A 17666-nucleotide genomic window follows, 5' to 3' on the forward strand; every position below is an offset into this window, starting at 1 on the left:
TGTTGAATTTATTTATTGAACGATTGTCTTTATTGGCAATGAAGTTGAATCTTTGGGCATAAAATCGAGACCTAGCAGTTTCCCGATTGTTGGTGCAATTTGTTTCTGGTATAACTGGCTTTCAGTATGTACTTCGCCCCGAGCCTGGGTGTCGGGCCCCATAACCGCAATCCATGTTCCTCCGGAATCTATCAGGCCACCATGAGAAGTCCATTGTTCTTTGATTTTATCGCCTCTTCCATGGTCGCAGGTTATGATCAATGTGGTTTTATCTTTATACTCACGCATTTGCTGTAAGGTGTTCCACAGGTCAGCAATCATTGCATCTTCTGCGTGTGCACTTGTAATATACAAATCGTACATACCATTATGTGCCGCATAGTCTGTTTCCAAAAAGGAAATAAGCAAAACTTTCGGCTTCTTTTGTTTCATGTATTCCTTTGCATACAGATAGGTAATAAGATCAGGCCTGCATCCCAGCGGCCTTGGTGTTATTTTATTAATTGAGTTATACATCGCTGCAGTAGAAGAAGACAGTGAAAGTGTATCATCGTCAGCATTTATATATATACCACTTCTGTCTTCGTTAAGTATGTAAGGGAATCTGTCCCATGTAGCAAATGCTGCTACTTTGTCCGCAAATTTGTTTTGCTTGTTGATGTACTCAAGAATGGTAACGTTGGGGTTGGGAATTTTATCGTTTTTACTGATTCCTGTGTCCACACAACCAGTAAGCATTTCGTTATAACCGGGGTAAGATATTTTATATGGATTGGCTACATTTACGTTGCTGCCAACATTCCGGTTGCCATATAGCTGGCCATTTTGCTCTATTATGCTCCAGAAAAAAGGGAATAGCTTTTTTCTTTTATCTAATGAAACGTCAGCACCGAAATGCTCCTCCAAATTATCTTTATCTCTTGTGTACTTTGGATTATTGAGCAGGGCAGCATCTATTCCGCCAAATACCTCCTGCCATCGCATTCCGTCAAGTGTTACAATAACCACGTTTTCTGTTTTGTGAGATTGTGCTTTTGCCGGACAATTGGCTATGGTGAATAACCCGGCTACTAAAAAAATGCGGAATATTTTGTTGGATAAAATCTGTTTCAATCGAGATGGTTTTAAAGTTAATGCATAAAAAAGTACATAAATCTTCGCGGTAACTTGCCGCTGTTTTGAATGTTACCGTCATGAAGCTTGCGGGCAAACCGGTATGGCTGAAAAAAGCTGTTGTGCATGATAATCAGCAAGCCCTTCTATCGGTCGTTTAATTATCGTTCCTGCCTGCATACCGAACGCTTCAGCGGTTTCTGTCAATATATCCTTAAATGTATAACCAATAGACCCGGTACAGTTAAAGGTATAGTGTTGATAATTTTCATACCTGGCGACAAGGTTGGCAAAAAAATCAGTAAACGCACTTTTTATAAGGTCATGGGTATAAGTTTTATCCGCAATGCTTGTTGAAATAAATTTGGTAAACTGGGCGCAAAAACGGTTGGGCAATTTTTCTGAATACACCAATTCCATGATTGTTTCGCGGGTTAATACATAGGTTGTAAAAAACTCTTCCCGCACGGGCAATGGCATATACTCCCTTACATAATCGCTAAGTATTTTCCTTCCAATATAAAAACCGCTTCCTTCGTCACCCAGCAGGTAACCAAGTGAATCTATGTTTGCCGTTATTTTGGTTCCATCATACAGGCAGCTATTGGTGCCGGTTCCTAATATGGCAATGAACCCTTGTTTATCGCCCAGAAGCGCCTTTGCCGAACCCAATAAATCCAATCCTGCGTGTATGGAAGCATTGGTGAAAATGCCGCTAAGCGCAGTGTTAATTATATGCAGCTTTTCATCAAAACAGCCAGCACCATAAAAGTAAATGCTGGTTACTTTTTGCGGGTCGAGGCTTTGCGGTAAGCATGGCAATAGAGAACCGGTAATATACTGCGGGTTTACAAAATAGGGGTTATAGCCTTCGGTATCAAAATAATATTTTTTATGTTCTGCGGAAATAAGACACCAGTTTGTTTTGGTAGAGCCGCTGTCAGCTACAAGTATCATGCACTGTGTTTTAAAGATAAACCAACTTTGTGTCCAGTCTTAGCATATAACCAAATACTCAGGTAGCAGGGTATTACCAGCCAGTATGCCTGTTGTGGCCTGGCAATATGCGCGAGCCAACCATACACAAGCGGTAAAATAGCACCACCCCCAATGGCTATGATCAATAATGATGAACCAATTTTTGTGAACCTGCCCAGACCATTAATAGCAAGGGGCCATATAGAAGGCCAGATAAGCGAATTTGCAAGCCCCAGCAACGCAATAAAAGTAACAGATACCAGTCCGTTGGTGAAGAGTGCGATGCCTGCAAACAAAAGGCCTGCCACCGGAGATATTTTTAATGCCCTTACCTGTGATATGTATTTCGGAATAGCGATAATGCCAATGATATAACCAGCCAGCATACATACCTGCGTGCAACTGGCAAAGAACCTTGCAACAGAAAGGGAGATGCCTTGTGATGAGGCATAGTTAACAATGGTGTCGCCTGCAATTACTTCAACTCCCACATAAAGAAACAAAGTACATACGCCAAGGAGCAGGTGTGGAAACTGGAAAATGCTGGTTTTGCTATTATTGGCTGATGCTACTGTTTCATTTTCAGCATCTGCATCAACTTCGGGCAGGCCTGAGAAAAATACCAGCATGGCTAAAAAAACAAGTACCACTACAATAATTAAGTAGGGTACTATTACCCGGTGTGCAAGGTCGCTAAGAACAATTGTTTTTTCCGCGGCAGACATTGTAGCTATACGCGCCTTAACGCCATCAGCATCCTGTAGAATAACAGCGCCAATTAACAATGGCCCAATAACACTTGCTATGCCACTGCAAATACCCATAACGCTGATACGTCGCGCGGCGCTTTCGTGCGGACCTAATATTGTTATATATGGGTTTGATGCGGTTTGTAAAATGGCGAGGCCGGTGCCCTGCACAAAAAGGCCGGTTAAAAAAAGGGGATAGGAGCGTATAAAAGCTGCGGGAATAAACAACGCCGCGCCGGCAGCCATGATAAGCAATCCTATGCTCATGCCTTTTTTGTATCCTGTTAACCGCAAAACACTCGCCGCAGGTATTGCCATAACTGCATAAGAAATATAAAATGAAAAAGCCACCAGGTAACCAGCGATGTCATTAAGCTGGCAGGCTATTCTTAAGTAGGGTATTAATACAGCACCAAGCCACGTTACAAAGCCAAATACAAAAAAAAGCATGCCTATAATAAAAATGGGTTTGTTGAATAATTTCATATGTATCGCGTCGTTATGGTTGTATAAAGGGAGTTCGATGTTGTCTAATTATTGTACGTTGATGAAACATTTGCTGATAATACTCTTCGCAAAGCTCTGTGCAGCTCTGTGTCTACTCAGTGCGCTCTGTGTAACCTTTTTTTGTTACACGGAGAAACAGCCGGAGGAGGCCAGAGATTGTTTGTCGAACACCAGCCTGCTGAGCAAAGCCGATCAAGTTTAAAACTGGGCACTTCGTACCCGCCTGAATGTATTTATACGGGCAGGCTTCGTAAATCCTACTTTGTTTATCGCAGGTAATCTGCTGCCAGTTTAACACTGCCGTGCTCAAGTAATATTTTTTTTGCTTCATTATAATCGGTAAGTCCGGTTTTATTCATCAGCATTTTAACTGCACGGTCGGTTATCTTATCGTTTATCAGCAATACATTTACCATTTGATTGTCTTCTACACGGCCAAGTTGTATCATGGTAGTGGTGCTGATCATGTCAAACAGCATTTTTTGTGCGGTACCGCATTTCATCCTGGTGCTGCCAGTAATAAACTCGGGGCCGGTTATCACTTCAACCGGAAAATTTGCAACAGCTGCTATGGGGCTGTTGGGGTTGCTTACAATACAGCCTGTAGTTATTTTGTATTCGCGGCATACTTCAAGCGCACCAAGCACAAAGGGCGTTGTTCCACTGGCCGAAATACCAATTACAATATCTTTTGATGATACTTTTTCTGCTTGTAGCCTGTCCCAGCCTTCCATATAATTATCTTCCATTTCTTCACGGGCTTCCACCAAATGTTCTACGCCGCCTGCAAGAATAGTATTCACAATGCCCTTTTCAATCCCGAAAGTCGTTGGCAGTTCAATAACATCTAATACTGATAGTCTTCCCCCGCTACCTGCTCCCAGGTAAAATAACCTTCCTCCATTCTTTAAATGTTCCACTATATTACTTATAAGTGCATTAATCTGCGTTAATGCATTTTTAATCGCGTATGCAACCGTTGCGTCTTCCTGGTTAATAAGTAGCGTTATTTCCTCTATTGTTTTGGTTTCCAGGCTCCTATGGATGGATGCCTGTTCAGTAATCTTTATCATAAAAAAAGATTTTGCAGTTTTTTTCTGTAATTTATATAAAAAACATGCAAATAAACGCAAAAGTTATATATTTAGTATACAATCGGACAAACAAGCATGCTTAAGGAAGAAAGACATCAGATCATTTTAAAGGAAATAAACCTTCATAACAAAGTGTATTCGACAGATTTGAGCGAAAAGCTGCAGGTTTCTGAAGACACGATAAGGAGAGATTTGAATGAAATGTCTGACCTGGGATTGATTTTAAAAGTGCATGGCGGCGCAATGAGTAAAACTTTTCATTACCCGTTTAACAGTCAAAACCCGGTTTACGCACTTGAGGCCAAGCATGTTATTGCTGATAAGGTGATAGGGCTTTTTAAAAAAGGCATGATGATATTGGTGGAAGGTGGAACCACTATTATGGAAATTGCCAAAAAAATACCAGCCGATTTGCAGGCAACTTTTTTAACAGTGAGTCCCCAGGTTGCCCTGGCTTTGGCTGAACATGAAAATATAGAAGTGATATCAATAGGTGGCAGGCTTGCCAAAAGCGCTAACATACACACAGGAGCAAGCGTAATATATGAGATTGGAAATATTAAACCCGACCTGTGCATAATAGGTACAAATGGCATATCGCAGGAACACGGATTGACTGATTCTGATTGGGAAGTGGTACAGGTGATAAAGGCAATGATAAGAGCTGCAAAAAAAGTAGCCGTTGTAACCATTGCAGAAAAATTTAATTCGGTAAAGCGTATTAAGATAGCCGATATAAAAGATATTGATTACCTGGTAACTGAACTGTCACCCAATAGCCCTATGCTGGCACAGTATAACGGTGCTGAAAAGCCTGTGCTGTTATAAATAACCAAGTGATAATATTTAAATAGTGCATTGTAAGAAAACTTTCACTATTGACTATTCACTCATGACGATAGCAAATTCATAGTTCTACCGACAGGATAATTTTGTACAAAACATGGAAAGCTTTCTGGAATGGACGCTTATGAGAACGGTCTAAATTTATCCCGAACAAACGATTAGCCAAAACATCATAAACGAAAAGAAAAGATTCGTACCAACAATAATTACCCTATGATGAAGCGTGAAATATTGATTTTAACGGGCTGACAAACCTGGCTGAATATTTTATAATGGAGACGGTTGCTATGCTGTAAAACTTATGTAAACACTGTTCAATAAATTTTCGTATCCCCATAGTTGCACGGCAATAATGTTTGCTGTGACTATGATTCACTAACTGCAAATTTTAAATCAAATGACTAAAAAGTTCACGCATCAGTCATTTCTGAAATGGCTGTTGCTGCTGTCAGGCTTCACTTTTTTTGCCTGTAGCCTGGCTATTGCCCAAGATGGCTCAGCAGGTAACAGGAAGGAAGGCCAAAGTATTAAAGGCAAGGTCACAGATGGCAATGCGCCGCTGCCTGCCGTGACTGTACTTGAGAAAGGCAAGAAAAACGCAACCACCACTGACGGAGCGGGAGCCTTTGAGCTTCACGTATCAAACCCGCAAGCTGTGCTTGTATTTACCTATGTTGGCTATGACACACTGGAAATACCAGTAAACGGGCAAACAACTATCAACGCAGCCATGCAGGCTGGTAAAAACAACAACCTTTCCGGTGTTGTGGTTACAGCGCTTGGTATCACCAGGGCCAAAAAGTCGCTTGGTTATGACGTGGGTCAGATCAAAGGGGACGATATGAACCGCGTGGCTCAAACAAACGCGCTTAACTCTATGGCCGGTAAAGTATCCGGTGTTGCCGTAAGTGCTACGGGCGCTTCGCCAACAGCATCGGTAAGTGTGGTTATACGTGGTATCCGCTCTTTAAACAGCGATAACCAACCATTATTTGTAATTGATGGGGTTCCTATTAAAAATACACTTAGCAATATAGGCGTAAACAACGGTAGTAATAATGATGTTGATTATGGTAACGCGATGAGTGACCTTAATCCCAACGACGTTGAAAGTGTATCAATTCTTAAAGGCCCGAGTGCAGCAGCATTATACGGCTCGCGCGCGGGTAACGGTGTTATAATCATTACTACCAAATCAGGCAAAAAATCGAAAGGCCTTGGCGTAACGATCAACTCAACCACTCAGTTTGACGTGCCTTATCATTATCTGCCAACAAACCAGTCTTATACAGTAGGAACTGACCCTTATACAACCCCTAACGGCTTTAACAGCTGGAAGGGCACAATAGTGGATTTAGCAGGCACAGATACTTACCGTTTTGGCACACCTTTAAACCAGGGCATTAACGCTATACAATGGAACAGCCCTAAAGACGCAAACGGAAATTATGAAGCATTGCCTATGGTTAGTCATAACAATCTTAAAAACTTTGTGCAAACCGGCCTTACTGCTACCAACGGTATTTCTATTGAAAACTCAACGGATAAAGACAACTACAGGTTTTCTTTTACCAATTTGACCAATAAAGGTATTGTACCTACAACCGGTGTATCAAGAAACAACCTTGCTTTGAATTTTGAGCATAAGTTAAACAGCGGTTTGGTGTTATCTTCTTCCATTAACTACACCCGTTCATCGGCTGATAATGTGGTAGCAGGTAATAACGGTGTATTAAAAGATGTAGCTTACCTGTCCCCGAGTGTTGATGTAAGGCAATTAAAAAATTACTGGTTGTCACCAGGCGTACAGCAAATGAAAGCATTGCCCCCTGTAGGCGTTGATGAAAACCCGGACGTGCTGGACCCTGCAAAGAACGGGGATAATAACCCCTGGTTTACGCTTAACCAGGTTAAAAACAGCTTTTTGCGCAACCACCTGTTTGGTAACCTTAAGGCAAGCTACCAGTTTAACCCGCACTTTAGCGCATTTGTACGTTACTCGCAGGATCTTGCATATGAAAACCGCGAAACAAAAATATCAAAGAGCTATAATGATGAAAAGAACGGTTACTATGGCCTAACCAATATTATGAATACGGAAAGCAATACAGATTTTTTAACTACCTATCATAATACTTTTGCCAGCGACTTTGATTTTTCAGCATCTGCCGGCGGCAACCTGCAGTATGTTTATGGATCCGTTAACCAGGTATATTCTGCTTCAAAGGCAGGCATCATTGCTCCTGAGTTTTTTAACGTGTCTAACATTGCCCAGGCAAACCTGCGTAGTTCATCCTATTATTCTCAAAAGGCTGTATACAGCTTGTACGCAACAGCTTCTTTAGGTTTTAGAGACCTTGCTTACCTTGATTTAACAGGCCGAAACGATTGGTCGAGCACGCTGCCTGAAAACAATAACTCATATTTTTATCCATCTGCTTCATTAAGCCTGCTGGTGAACAAGATGCTTCATATGGGCAGGACTGTAAGCCTGTTCAAGATTCGTGGTGGCTGGGCCAGCGTGGGTAAGGATACCGACCCGTATAACTTGTACGGCACCGCCGGTATAACCAGCTTTGGCGGAATTGTTACACAATCAACTTCACCAAAACTTAAAAATCCTACATTGAAACCAGAGCAGGCTATTTCTACTGAATTAGGTGTTGATCTTGGCTTCTTTAATAACCGCCTGCGTTTTGAGGGTACCGTTTACAGGTCTGATAACAAGAACCAAATCTTATCTATCAACACACCGGCTTCCTCAGGATATTCCGGCAGGCAAATTAACGCCGGCCTTGTACGCAGCCAGGGTCTTGAGCTTCAATTGGGCGGCACTGTAATATCAAGCAAAGACTGGACATGGGATGTAAGTATTAACTATACCAAAAATGACGCTTACATTATGTCGCTTGCTACCGGTGTACCTTACTTCTCTTTCTGGCAGGATGGCAACAGCGGCTCATGGACATATGCAAAAGGTCAACCAATTCCTAATATGTTTGATAAAAATGGTAACCAGGTTATAAGCAATGGAAAGTTGGGTCAGATCTGGGATAACAAGGTTGCTACAGTAACAGATAAAACATCGCCTTATTATGGCTGGCCTTTACTGAGTACCGGCGGCTCTTTGCAGAAAGATGGTAACGGAGATTTTCAGCATAAAGAAGTGGTGGGCAATTTCAACCCTAAACTACGTATGGGTATGCAAACAGCTGTTAAATGGAAGATGTTTACCCTTTCCGCCAGCGTTGATATGCGTTTAGGTGGCACCTTCTTCTCTCAAACATACCGCTACCTGCAGTCTGATGCAGCTATGGCAAGGCAAACAAATATGGGTATACCTATTCCAGCCAGCGCTAAAGATAATATCCCAGCCTTCCTTAAATCGAACCCGGACAAATACATAAAAATCAATGGCAACCTGGCAATGTTTAACCTGGTGGGCGGCCCGACTACTGAAACAGGTGGCTTCCCGTATACAACCAATGGTAACATTACCATTAACGATGGTGCGTTTTATCCCGGTGTGTACAGCGATGGTAACGGTGGTTACGTCGAAAACCTGGGCGACCCAGCTACAACAAAGTTTGATAACTATGAGGATGCTGTTACAGGAAGCTGGTCTTATGCACGTATGAGCATGTTCGATGCATCTTATCTTAAACTAAGAGAGGTTACGTTAACTGCTCAATTGCCTAAGAGTTTTTCTGACAGGCTAAAACTGCAAGGCATTTCAGTAGGTGTTTATTCAAGCAACATTTTACTTTGGACAAAAGCCAAGGCGGGTATAGATCCGGAAATGGCCTTCCAGTTCCAAACCGGTGCACAGGGCAATGGCTCACAGTTCAGACAGGGTATTGAAAGGTATAATATAACCCCATGGACATTGCCAATTGGTATAAAACTAAATGTTCGTTTCTAAACCGCTATTCTAAAAAAAATAAAAAATACAAGATGAAAGGCGCAATAAACTTTGGTACAGCCATATGCGTTTTCCTGACCATATTGCTGCTGGGCGCTTCGTGTAAAAAGTTTACAGTTCTTAACAGCGACCCAAATAATATAACTGTTGATAAGGCGTCTGCAGACTATCTTATGGCAGGCGTGCTTACACAATCGGCTATGTGGTATGGTAATTTAGGTTCCGGTCAACTATCCGGCGCTATGCAGCAAACGGCCCAGGATGCCTGGGGAAATACATTTTCTCAATATGCCTGGAGTCCAATGGACTGGAGTACCAATTATTCTATATTAAGAGATAATAAATTTTTATTGGTAAAAGCGCAGCAAAATGGTTGGAAGTTTCACCAGGGTGTTGCAATGGTTATGCGTGCCTTTAACTATGGCAATATTGCTGATTTTTGGGGAGATGCACCAGATTCGTTGGCTTTGAACGGCGACCTGGATGGCAGCGAAAATCAGTTCCCTGTGTTTGATGCGCAGGATGCGATCTATGCACGCGTGATCAGGGATCTAAAGGCTGCGATACCTTTTTTTGAAGGAAACGCAGATGATTACAAAGAAATAACCAGTGCAACAAGATCATCTGATGTGTTCTACGGTGGCGACCCTGCGAAATGGAAAAGACTTGCCTACTCATTGCTATTAAGATACTACATGCGTCAATCGTCAAAAATAGATGTAAAGGCAGATGTTGAAGCTATTTCGGGAGAGGTTTTCCAGGATAATGGGGACGATTTTTCTATGCCTTTGCCTGGTATAGACGCAGGCACATCTTACCAGTTTGCCAGCAAATTCCAGAGCCGTTCAGGCTATGACAGAAATAAAATGAGCGGCACACTTACCATGAGGCTGAAAGATTTACAAGACCCACGCATTGTAATAATGGCCGAGCCTATACAAACGCCATCAGTGGTAGACGCAAGCAAGTTTGCGGCTGGCGATAACACAACGCTTGTTAACCTGGAGAATGGCATTCGTTATATTAATCCTGCGGCAGCAGCAGCTTCACATTTTAAGCAGTTTAACCCGGCTACTTATTCAACAGACAGACCTTATGGTGCTGTGTTGTCTTCTGTATGGGGTCTGTATGATACATCTTCAAGATATGTAGGCGTACCTATCAGCTACAGCAATAACGATTTTTCCTACAACATCAATGGTACTGGTACACAGTCTACTTCTATCAATAACTATGTATCTTATCTGAGGAAAGATATTTATGACAACCCAAGTGGCCCGTTACTGGTGCAAAAGCTGGCTTCTTACACTGAAATTTGTTTTGACCTTGCTGAGGCTGCATTAAAGGGCTGGAACGTAAAAGGCGGAACTGCCGAAGATTGGTATAACAGGGGCATACAGGCTTCATTCGATGACTGGCAGGTGTTTGCAAAGTATCAATCAGATGTGGATGGCTACTCCGGCTGCGTAAAAAGCTATAGCAGCTATATAGCACAGCCATCTGTTGCATTTAACAATACGCTGCAAAGAATCATTGAGCAAAAATGGATTGCTTCATGGCAGGCATGTAACGAGGCCTTTATGGATTGGAGAAGAACAGGTTATCCCGCGTTAACAATTGGCTGGGCATCCTACCGTCAACAAATACCTTTGCGCTTTGCATATCACAATACAGAAATTCAAAATAACACAGACAACGCTAACAAAGCCATTTCTAAGCTGGAGACAACTCCTTATGTAGGTCCTGACGGGGCAAACAGCTGCTGGTCTAAGTTTTGGTTATTACAGGGTACTGGCAAGCCCTGGTAAGTAAATATTTATAAGTAACAATGATTCGAAAAAGTATACTGCTTTTTGGGTTGATGGTGTTGGTTGTAATGGGGGATGCACAGGTAAATAATGCATTTAGCTTAATGCCCGTTCCATCACAATTGGAAACCAATTCAAAAAAATGTAGAATAAACGAAGGTACCAGGGTGGCTGTAAAAGGCCACCCTGATGCCCGTTTATTTGCCGAAGCAAGCCGTTTTGTAAGGCGTTTAAGCAACAAGACAGGCATTTTTCTTGATAAGCAGGGATTCGTAGCAGCAAGCGATAGTAATGAGCATGCCCTTGTACTTATCAACGTTCAGCGGCAGGGCAACCTAAAGCTGGGAGAGGATGAAAGCTATAACCTTGCGACCAATGAAAACCAGGTTGTAATAACAGCCAATACCGATATTGGCGCTATACATGGCCTGGAAACTTTATTGCAACTGGTAAGCAGCGATGAAAATGGTTATTATTTTCCCGGAGTTACAATATTTGATGAACCACGGTTTGCCTGGCGCGGGCTGCTGCTCGATGTTGCCTTGCATTTTATGCCGGTGGATGTGGTGAAAAGAAACCTGGATGGGATGGCCGCTGTTAAAATGAATGTGCTGCACATGCATCTTTGCAATGACCAGGGTTTTAGAGTTGAATCGAAAGTGTTTCCTCGTTTGCAAAAGGTTGCATCGGATGGACAATACTATACACAGGAAGATATAAAAGAGATTGTTGCATATGCAGGTCAGCGGGGTATAAGAGTGGTGCCTGAATTTGTGGTGCCTGCTCATACCACTGCTATACTTACTGCGTATCCTGAATTTGCAAGCGTTAAAAGAGATTATACATTACAGCGTTACTTTGGCGTGTTTAATCCTGTAATGGACCCTACCAACGAAAAGCTTTACCCTTTTCTTGAAAAGCTGTACACTGAAATGGCATCGCTTTTCCCTGACGCGTATGTACATATTGGCGGTGATGAAAATACCGGCAAAGACTGGGAGAGTACGCCGCATATTAAAAGTTTTATGCAGGCCCACGGTATGAAAAATTATATGGCACTGCAAACTTATTTCAACCAGCGTCTTCTTCCAATTATACGTAAGACGGGTAAGATAATGATGGGCTGGGATGAAATATTTCAACCCGGTGTGCCGAAGGATATTGTTATACAGTCTTGGCGCGGTAATGAAGCATTTTATAATTCTGTGAAGCAGGGATATAAAGCCATACTTTCCTACGGTTATTATATCGACTTAATTCAACCTGCATCATATCACTACGTAAATGATCCCACACCCGATAGTGCCCGCCTAACCGGCGAACAAAAGAAACTTATTTTAGGGGGAGAAGCTACTATGTGGAGCGAGATGGTAACTGCTGAAACTGTTGACAGCAGGATCTGGCCGCGAACTGCAGCCATAGCAGAAAGATTATGGTCACCCGCAACAGTAAATAATATTGATGACATGTACCGACGCCTCAATATTACCAGCCTAAACCTTGAGGCGCTGGGTTTGCAACATATAGCCTATAAACAGCCAATGATGCGGCAACTGGCTAATAGCTACGATACAAAGGCGCTGGAAGTTTTGGTAAATGTGATCGAACCACTAAAAATATACGAACGTAATCAGGGTGACACTATGTACACCGTGTTTTCACCATTTACAAAATTGGCGGATGTGGCTACACCCGATCAGGAACTGCCCCGCGTATTTAACAAGCAGGTTGATAGCTTTTTAGCAAAGCCCTCTCCTGAGCTTGAAAAAAATATATGGGAGTGGTTAACGGTTTGGAAGAATAATGATGTACAATTTAAAATAGTGCTTCGCAATGCACCTGTTTTGCGGGAGGGAGCCGGGTTGTCTGAAAATCTTTCGCTGCTGGCTTCTGCGGGCCTGGATGCATTGCAACATATACATGACAAACAAAAGGTAAATGCTGATTGGTTGAAGCAAAGCCTTACGATAGTTGCAGCGGCAAGACAGCAAGGCGGTCGGTGTGAATTGCAGGTTGTTGACCCGATAGAAAAATTAATAAAACAAGCTGCTGAATAATAAACAAGTTTTAATAAGAAGAATACATAACGCCCGTGTTGGATGCTTTATAAACAAAGTTCCAACGGGCCTTTGATTTTTGACTTAACTGTAATCTATACACAAACTTTGATGATGAAATTATTAAACCGCATACAATTGCCGTTACTGCTGTGTTGTTTATGGAGTGGATTACAGGCTTCGCCCGGACCGGGAGTTAACTCCAAGGGACAGCCTGTTTACAAAGACACTGCTTACCGGCAACCCTACAGTATAAAATACTTGCTCAGCCATAACAACGGCGTAGTACTTAAAAGAGTATGCAGCGACAGGAATGGTGTTATACAAATACATTCTTCGCAAGGACTTTTAACCGTATCAGGCGGGCAGTTTTTATACCCCGGCCAATTGATGCAGGATGTTAGCTACCAGGCTATGCTAAACAAAAAGATTAGCAACATAGGTATCTATCAAAACCAGTTTGTGTACCTGGATGATAAAGCGGTATTAAGCAACGCCTGGGCAGGCAGCCTTTACAGCCGCCACACCATGTCTGCAGCAAGCTTATTTAGTGGAGGCAAAGATTTTGACTTTTTATTGTCAGATGGTACATCCTTGCAATATATTAAAGATTCCAAAGTATTGTGGAAGGGAAACACCAATGATAAACTAGTCGATATTGTATTCGACAAAAAGCGCAACCAGTTTTGGCTGCTGGGTGAGCATACGGTATCTGTATTTTCACCTGCAAACAATTCGATCATAACAAAATATAAAGGCGATAGTTTAACCTGTTTTTCACTGACAAATAATAACACAAGGCTTGTAGTTGGTACACATAATGGCTACATCATGCTTGATGCCAGTAACGGAAGGCCCATTGGGAATATGCAGCGTCGTATTCCGGCTACCAGCCTAACCGTTGTTAAAGAGATCAATGGCAAACTATGGTTTGGCTCAACGGATGGAGCCTTTATGCTGCAGGATGACGGAAAATATAAATATTACGCTTCTAAACGCTGGCTGCCATCGAATATGGTAACTGATATCTCGACTGGCAGTAACGGAACTGTGTTGGTGCTTACCACCGGAGGGTTGAGTGAAATTCGTTTTACACAAATGACCTTGCATGACAAGGCAATGTATTATGAAAAGCAGGTGCGATCAAGACATATCCGCCTGGGCTTTAATGCAACCATCTCAAGAATGAAGGACGGAGATGTAAGCACCGGCTCATTGGAGGATTCTGATAATGACGGCCTATGGACATCTATGTACCTGGGTGCGGAAGTATTTAGATATGCAGCAACAAAATCGCCTGAGGCGCTTGAAAATTGTAGAGAATCGCTCGATGCGATGGAGCGTTTGTATACGGTAACTTCATTGAAAGGCTTTCCTGCAAGGTCCTACGAAAGAAGGGGATATGCTATTGCTGATACGCAGGTGTGGAAGCGCGCAGAACATCCGGAATGGGATTGGAAGTCAACCACCAGCAGTGATGAAGCTATTGGGCACATATTTGTTTTTGGTGCCATTGCAGAGCTGGTTGATGACACAGCCATGAAAAATAAAGCCATAAAGCTGATAGATGCGCTTATGCAGCATATTGTGGACCATGACCTGTACATGATAGACTGGGATGGCAAACCAACCCGTTGGGGCAGGTGGAATCCTGAGTATGTAAATGCAAGACCAAAAATAGTAGGTGACAGAAAGATCACCTCCTCTAACATTATCGCCATGTTGCAGACAGCCTGGCATTTTACCGGTAAAAGTATTTATAAAGACAAGGCTTTTGAGCTGATGAATAGACATGGGTTCCTGGAGAACCTTATGCGGCCGATGAAAGACATTGGCTATGCACCTGCTGATGCAGACGAATTAAGTAAGGAGCTGTCTGACGGATGGAACCACTCTGATGATGAAATGTATTTTGTAGGCTATTGGGGACTTTACCGTTACGCATTTAACGACACCCTGAAAGCTAAATATAAAGAGGCTATTATTGATCACTGGCAGATTGAAAGACCCGAGAAAGAAGGCGCCTGGAACATATTTACGGCTCTTACAGATGTGCATGATTTTGATCTTAACAATGCAATATGGTATTTGCAAAAATACCCGATGGATATGATCAACTGGAAAGTACGCAACAGTCAGCGTAAAGATATTGATCCCATCCCTGCCAATTTTAGAAACCAGACCACTAAAGAAGTGCTGCCACCGGATGAATTGCGTATCAGCAGGCATAATGCAAACAGGTTTGATCTCGACGGCGGGGATGAGCATGGGCGCGAAGAACTAAGCGCCGGCGATATATGGCTGCTGCCTTATTGGATGGGCCGTTATTTAAAAGTGATAAGCGAACCAGTTAATAACAAAGCAGCCGAAAAGCCCGTGGCAGCCGCAAAGGCATCGCATAGAGACGTTCCTTTCACACAACGCTACAGCGTTAAATACTATTTGAATGATACTGATGCTAAGTTGACCCGTGTTGCACAAGACCATAACGGTAATATACAGGTGTTGTCATCAAATGGTTTATTAAAGCCACGTGGCGGTGAATTATTAGAAAGTGGCACACTTGTTAAAGATGTTGCTTACCTGTCCATTATTAAAAAAAAGATCGCAACACTTACAACTTCTAAAAATGAATTTGTATACACTGATGACAAGGCCGTATTCAGCAATGCCTGGGCAGGTACGTTGTACACACCTCATCTCTTGCCGGCAGCTAATGTAGTTGCCGCCGGTAAAGATGGTTGTTTTCTTGTTGCCGGTGATAAGCGCTTATCCCTGCTACAGAACGGTAAAATTGCCTGGTCCGGTGAAATACCGGATAGTGTTGTGGCTATCCAGTTCAGGGATAATGAAAACCTTTTTTGGGTGCTATCAGCAAGGGGCATTTTTTCTTTTTCGCCAGTAAAGAAACAGTTGGTAAATGTTTTTAACGGTGAAGGTTTAACCTGCTTTAAAGCCCTGGATGGCAGGCTGCTGATAGGTACACACGATGGTTTTATGCAGATAGAAGCACCATCTTATAAAGCAGGCGTTATCAATCATAAATTGCCTTGTGCAGACATATCAGTCATTGAAGAAATTGATAGCTGTATTTGGTTTGGCTCATCAAAAGGAGCCTTTATGCTAAAAAAAGACAGTACGTATGATTACTATGCTTCGCAAAGATGGCTGCCATCGGATATTGTAACAAGCATTGCTAAAGGCGATAACAACATCGTACTTGTATTAACCACGAAGGGACTGGCAAAAATATGCGCTGATAAAATGACCCTTGATGAAAAAGCCGCATACTATGAAAATATAGTTCGTAAAAGGCATATACGTTATGGGTTTTACTGTGATTATACCAATGTAAGAAAGGGCGATACGGCTGCTGTTATCATGGGGCCGCATGATAGCGATAATCTATGGACATCCATGTACCTTGCATCCCAGCTGTTTCGCTATCTTGTTACACATGACGATGAGGCTAAACAAAATTGCATTGAATCAATCGCAGCCATGGAAAGGCTTTTTGCACTAAGCGGTATTGAGGGTTTGTTTGGCCGCTGTATTGAGCGTACAGGCGTCGTCTCTTTTCATGATGAGATCCGTGAAGAAGTAAAAAACTACTGGTACCCTGGTTATGATCATGTGCCGAGTAGCTGGCGGCATACCGATGGCGGTGAATGGGATTGGAGAGGCTCTGCCAGCAGTGATCAGGCAGTTGGACAATACTTCGCACTTACCATGGTAGCACAATATATGGATGATGCCATTTTGAAGAAGAGGGCCATTAACCTTATTGATAAACTCACTCATTATATTGTAATCAATAATTTAACGCTGGTTGATTTTAACGGCAAACCTTCACTGTGGGGTCGCTGGAATCCGGAACACATAAACAGGTTTCCCGATATGGTAGGTGATAAGAAACTGTATTCATCCAACATCATCAGCTTTTTGCAAACAGCATGGCATTTTACGGGTAAGCAACAATACAAGGCTATGGCCGAAGAATTACTGTATAAGCATCATTATCTTGATAACCTCGCAAGGCCTGTTGCTGATATTGGTCCCGCGCCGCCGACAGCAGATAAATGGAGCCAGATGTTGTCAGGCGGATGGAATGCCTCAGACGATGAAATGTATTTTCTTGCTTACTGGGGTTTGTATCCGTACGCACTTAACGACACACTTAAAAGCAAATACAGGGAAGCCATACATGACCACTGGAATATCATCCGGCCTGAAAAGGAAGCACTATGGAACCTTTGCTATGGTGCTATAACAGGTGCCAAAAACTTTGACCTGACCGAGGCCATTTGGGAATTACAACGAATGCCGCTTGACCTGTCTACCTGGCGCATACACAACAGCAGCCGGCAGGATCTGACATATGAAGAGAACACTAAAATGGAATGGCCTGTTAAAGATGTATTGCCGCCTGATGAAAGGCCTGAAAATAAACACAACAGAAACCTGTTTAAACTGGATGCCGAGGGCAATGGTCAGTCCGAATTAGGGGGAGGTGATGTTTACTTATTGCCTTATTGGATGGGCCGTTATTTCGGCAAAATAAGCGCACCGGTAAATGAGTGAATGTGCGAATG

The 17666-nt window shown here is 42.6% G+C and carries 9 protein-coding genes; 5 read left to right on the forward strand and 4 right to left on the reverse strand.

All coding sequences use genetic code 11. The features are described 5' to 3' along the window. Nucleotides 1-12 precede the first annotated feature (12 nt). The 4 genes from QTN47_RS25770 to QTN47_RS25785 all read right to left on the reverse strand — a co-directional run bounded on the left by QTN47_RS25770 (nt 13) and on the right by QTN47_RS25785 (nt 4420). Nucleotides 13-1113, reverse strand: a complete 1101-nt coding sequence (locus QTN47_RS25770; RefSeq protein WP_369332335.1) for an alkaline phosphatase family protein — start codon at nt 1111-1113, stop codon at nt 13-15. 78 nt (nt 1114-1191) lie between these two features. After that, nucleotides 1192-2070, reverse strand: a complete 879-nt coding sequence (locus QTN47_RS25775) for an N-acetylglucosamine kinase (RefSeq protein ID WP_369332336.1) — start codon at nt 2068-2070, stop codon at nt 1192-1194. Beyond that, entirely contained in the window at nt 2067-3326 is a 1260-nt protein-coding gene (locus tag QTN47_RS25780) for a sugar MFS transporter (RefSeq protein ID WP_369332337.1), read from the reverse strand. Before QTN47_RS25780 ends, QTN47_RS25775 begins: the two co-directional genes overlap by 4 nt. Nucleotides 3327-3613: 287 nt before the next feature. Next, entirely contained in the window at nt 3614-4420 is an 807-nt protein-coding gene (locus QTN47_RS25785; RefSeq protein ID WP_369332338.1) for an N-acetylmuramic acid 6-phosphate etherase, read from the reverse strand. Between the two features lie 96 nt (nt 4421-4516). Between QTN47_RS25785 and QTN47_RS25790 the strand changes: the two genes are divergently transcribed. The 5 genes from QTN47_RS25790 to QTN47_RS25810 all read left to right on the forward strand — a co-directional run bounded on the left by QTN47_RS25790 (nt 4517) and on the right by QTN47_RS25810 (nt 17655). Further along, nucleotides 4517-5269, forward strand: coding sequence for a DeoR/GlpR family DNA-binding transcription regulator (locus tag QTN47_RS25790; protein WP_369332339.1), 753 nt, complete (start codon nt 4517-4519; stop codon nt 5267-5269). Nucleotides 5270-5684: 415 nt separating this feature from the next. Continuing rightward, nucleotides 5685-9209, forward strand: a complete 3525-nt coding sequence (locus tag QTN47_RS25795; protein ID WP_369332340.1) for a SusC/RagA family TonB-linked outer membrane protein — start codon at nt 5685-5687, stop codon at nt 9207-9209. 32 nt (nt 9210-9241) lie between these two features. Beyond that, entirely contained in the window at nt 9242-11017 is a 1776-nt protein-coding gene (locus QTN47_RS25800; protein WP_369332341.1) for a SusD/RagB family nutrient-binding outer membrane lipoprotein, read from the forward strand. 20 nt (nt 11018-11037) lie between these two features. After that, the gene (locus QTN47_RS25805) at nt 11038-13074 is read left to right on the forward strand and encodes a beta-N-acetylhexosaminidase (RefSeq protein ID WP_369332342.1); all 2037 of its coding nucleotides are present in this window, start codon (nt 11038-11040) and stop codon (nt 13072-13074) included. Nucleotides 13075-13185: 111 nt separating this feature from the next. After that, nucleotides 13186-17655: a ligand-binding sensor domain-containing protein gene (locus tag QTN47_RS25810; RefSeq protein WP_369332343.1), complete on the forward strand. Its 4470-nt coding sequence runs from the start codon at nt 13186-13188 to the stop codon at nt 17653-17655. The last annotated feature ends 11 nt before the right edge of the window (nt 17656-17666 follow it).

Origin of the sequence: Danxiaibacter flavus, from assembly GCF_041060425.1 — a bacterium.
Classification (GTDB): domain Bacteria; phylum Bacteroidota; class Bacteroidia; order Chitinophagales; family Chitinophagaceae; genus Danxiaibacter; species Danxiaibacter flavus.

Excerpts from the sequence above, each read along its gene's own strand:
- QTN47_RS25805 (WP_369332342.1), top strand. The coding sequence starts at position 11,038 with ATGATTCGAAAAAGTATACTGCTTTTTGGGTTGATGGTGTTGGTTGTA.
- QTN47_RS25795 (WP_369332340.1), top strand. The coding sequence starts at position 5,685 with ATGACTAAAAAGTTCACGCATCAGTCATTTCTGAAATGGCTGTTGCTG.
- QTN47_RS25810 (WP_369332343.1), top strand. The coding sequence starts at position 13,186 with ATGATGAAATTATTAAACCGCATACAATTGCCGTTACTGCTGTGTTGT.
- QTN47_RS25775 (WP_369332336.1), bottom strand. The coding sequence starts at position 2,070 with ATGATACTTGTAGCTGACAGCGGCTCTACCAAAACAAACTGGTGTCTT.
- QTN47_RS25785 (WP_369332338.1), bottom strand. The coding sequence starts at position 4,420 with ATGATAAAGATTACTGAACAGGCATCCATCCATAGGAGCCTGGAAACC.
- QTN47_RS25780 (WP_369332337.1), bottom strand. The coding sequence starts at position 3,326 with ATGAAATTATTCAACAAACCCATTTTTATTATAGGCATGCTTTTTTTT.
- QTN47_RS25790 (WP_369332339.1), top strand. The coding sequence starts at position 4,517 with ATGCTTAAGGAAGAAAGACATCAGATCATTTTAAAGGAAATAAACCTT.
- QTN47_RS25800 (WP_369332341.1), top strand. The coding sequence starts at position 9,242 with ATGAAAGGCGCAATAAACTTTGGTACAGCCATATGCGTTTTCCTGACC.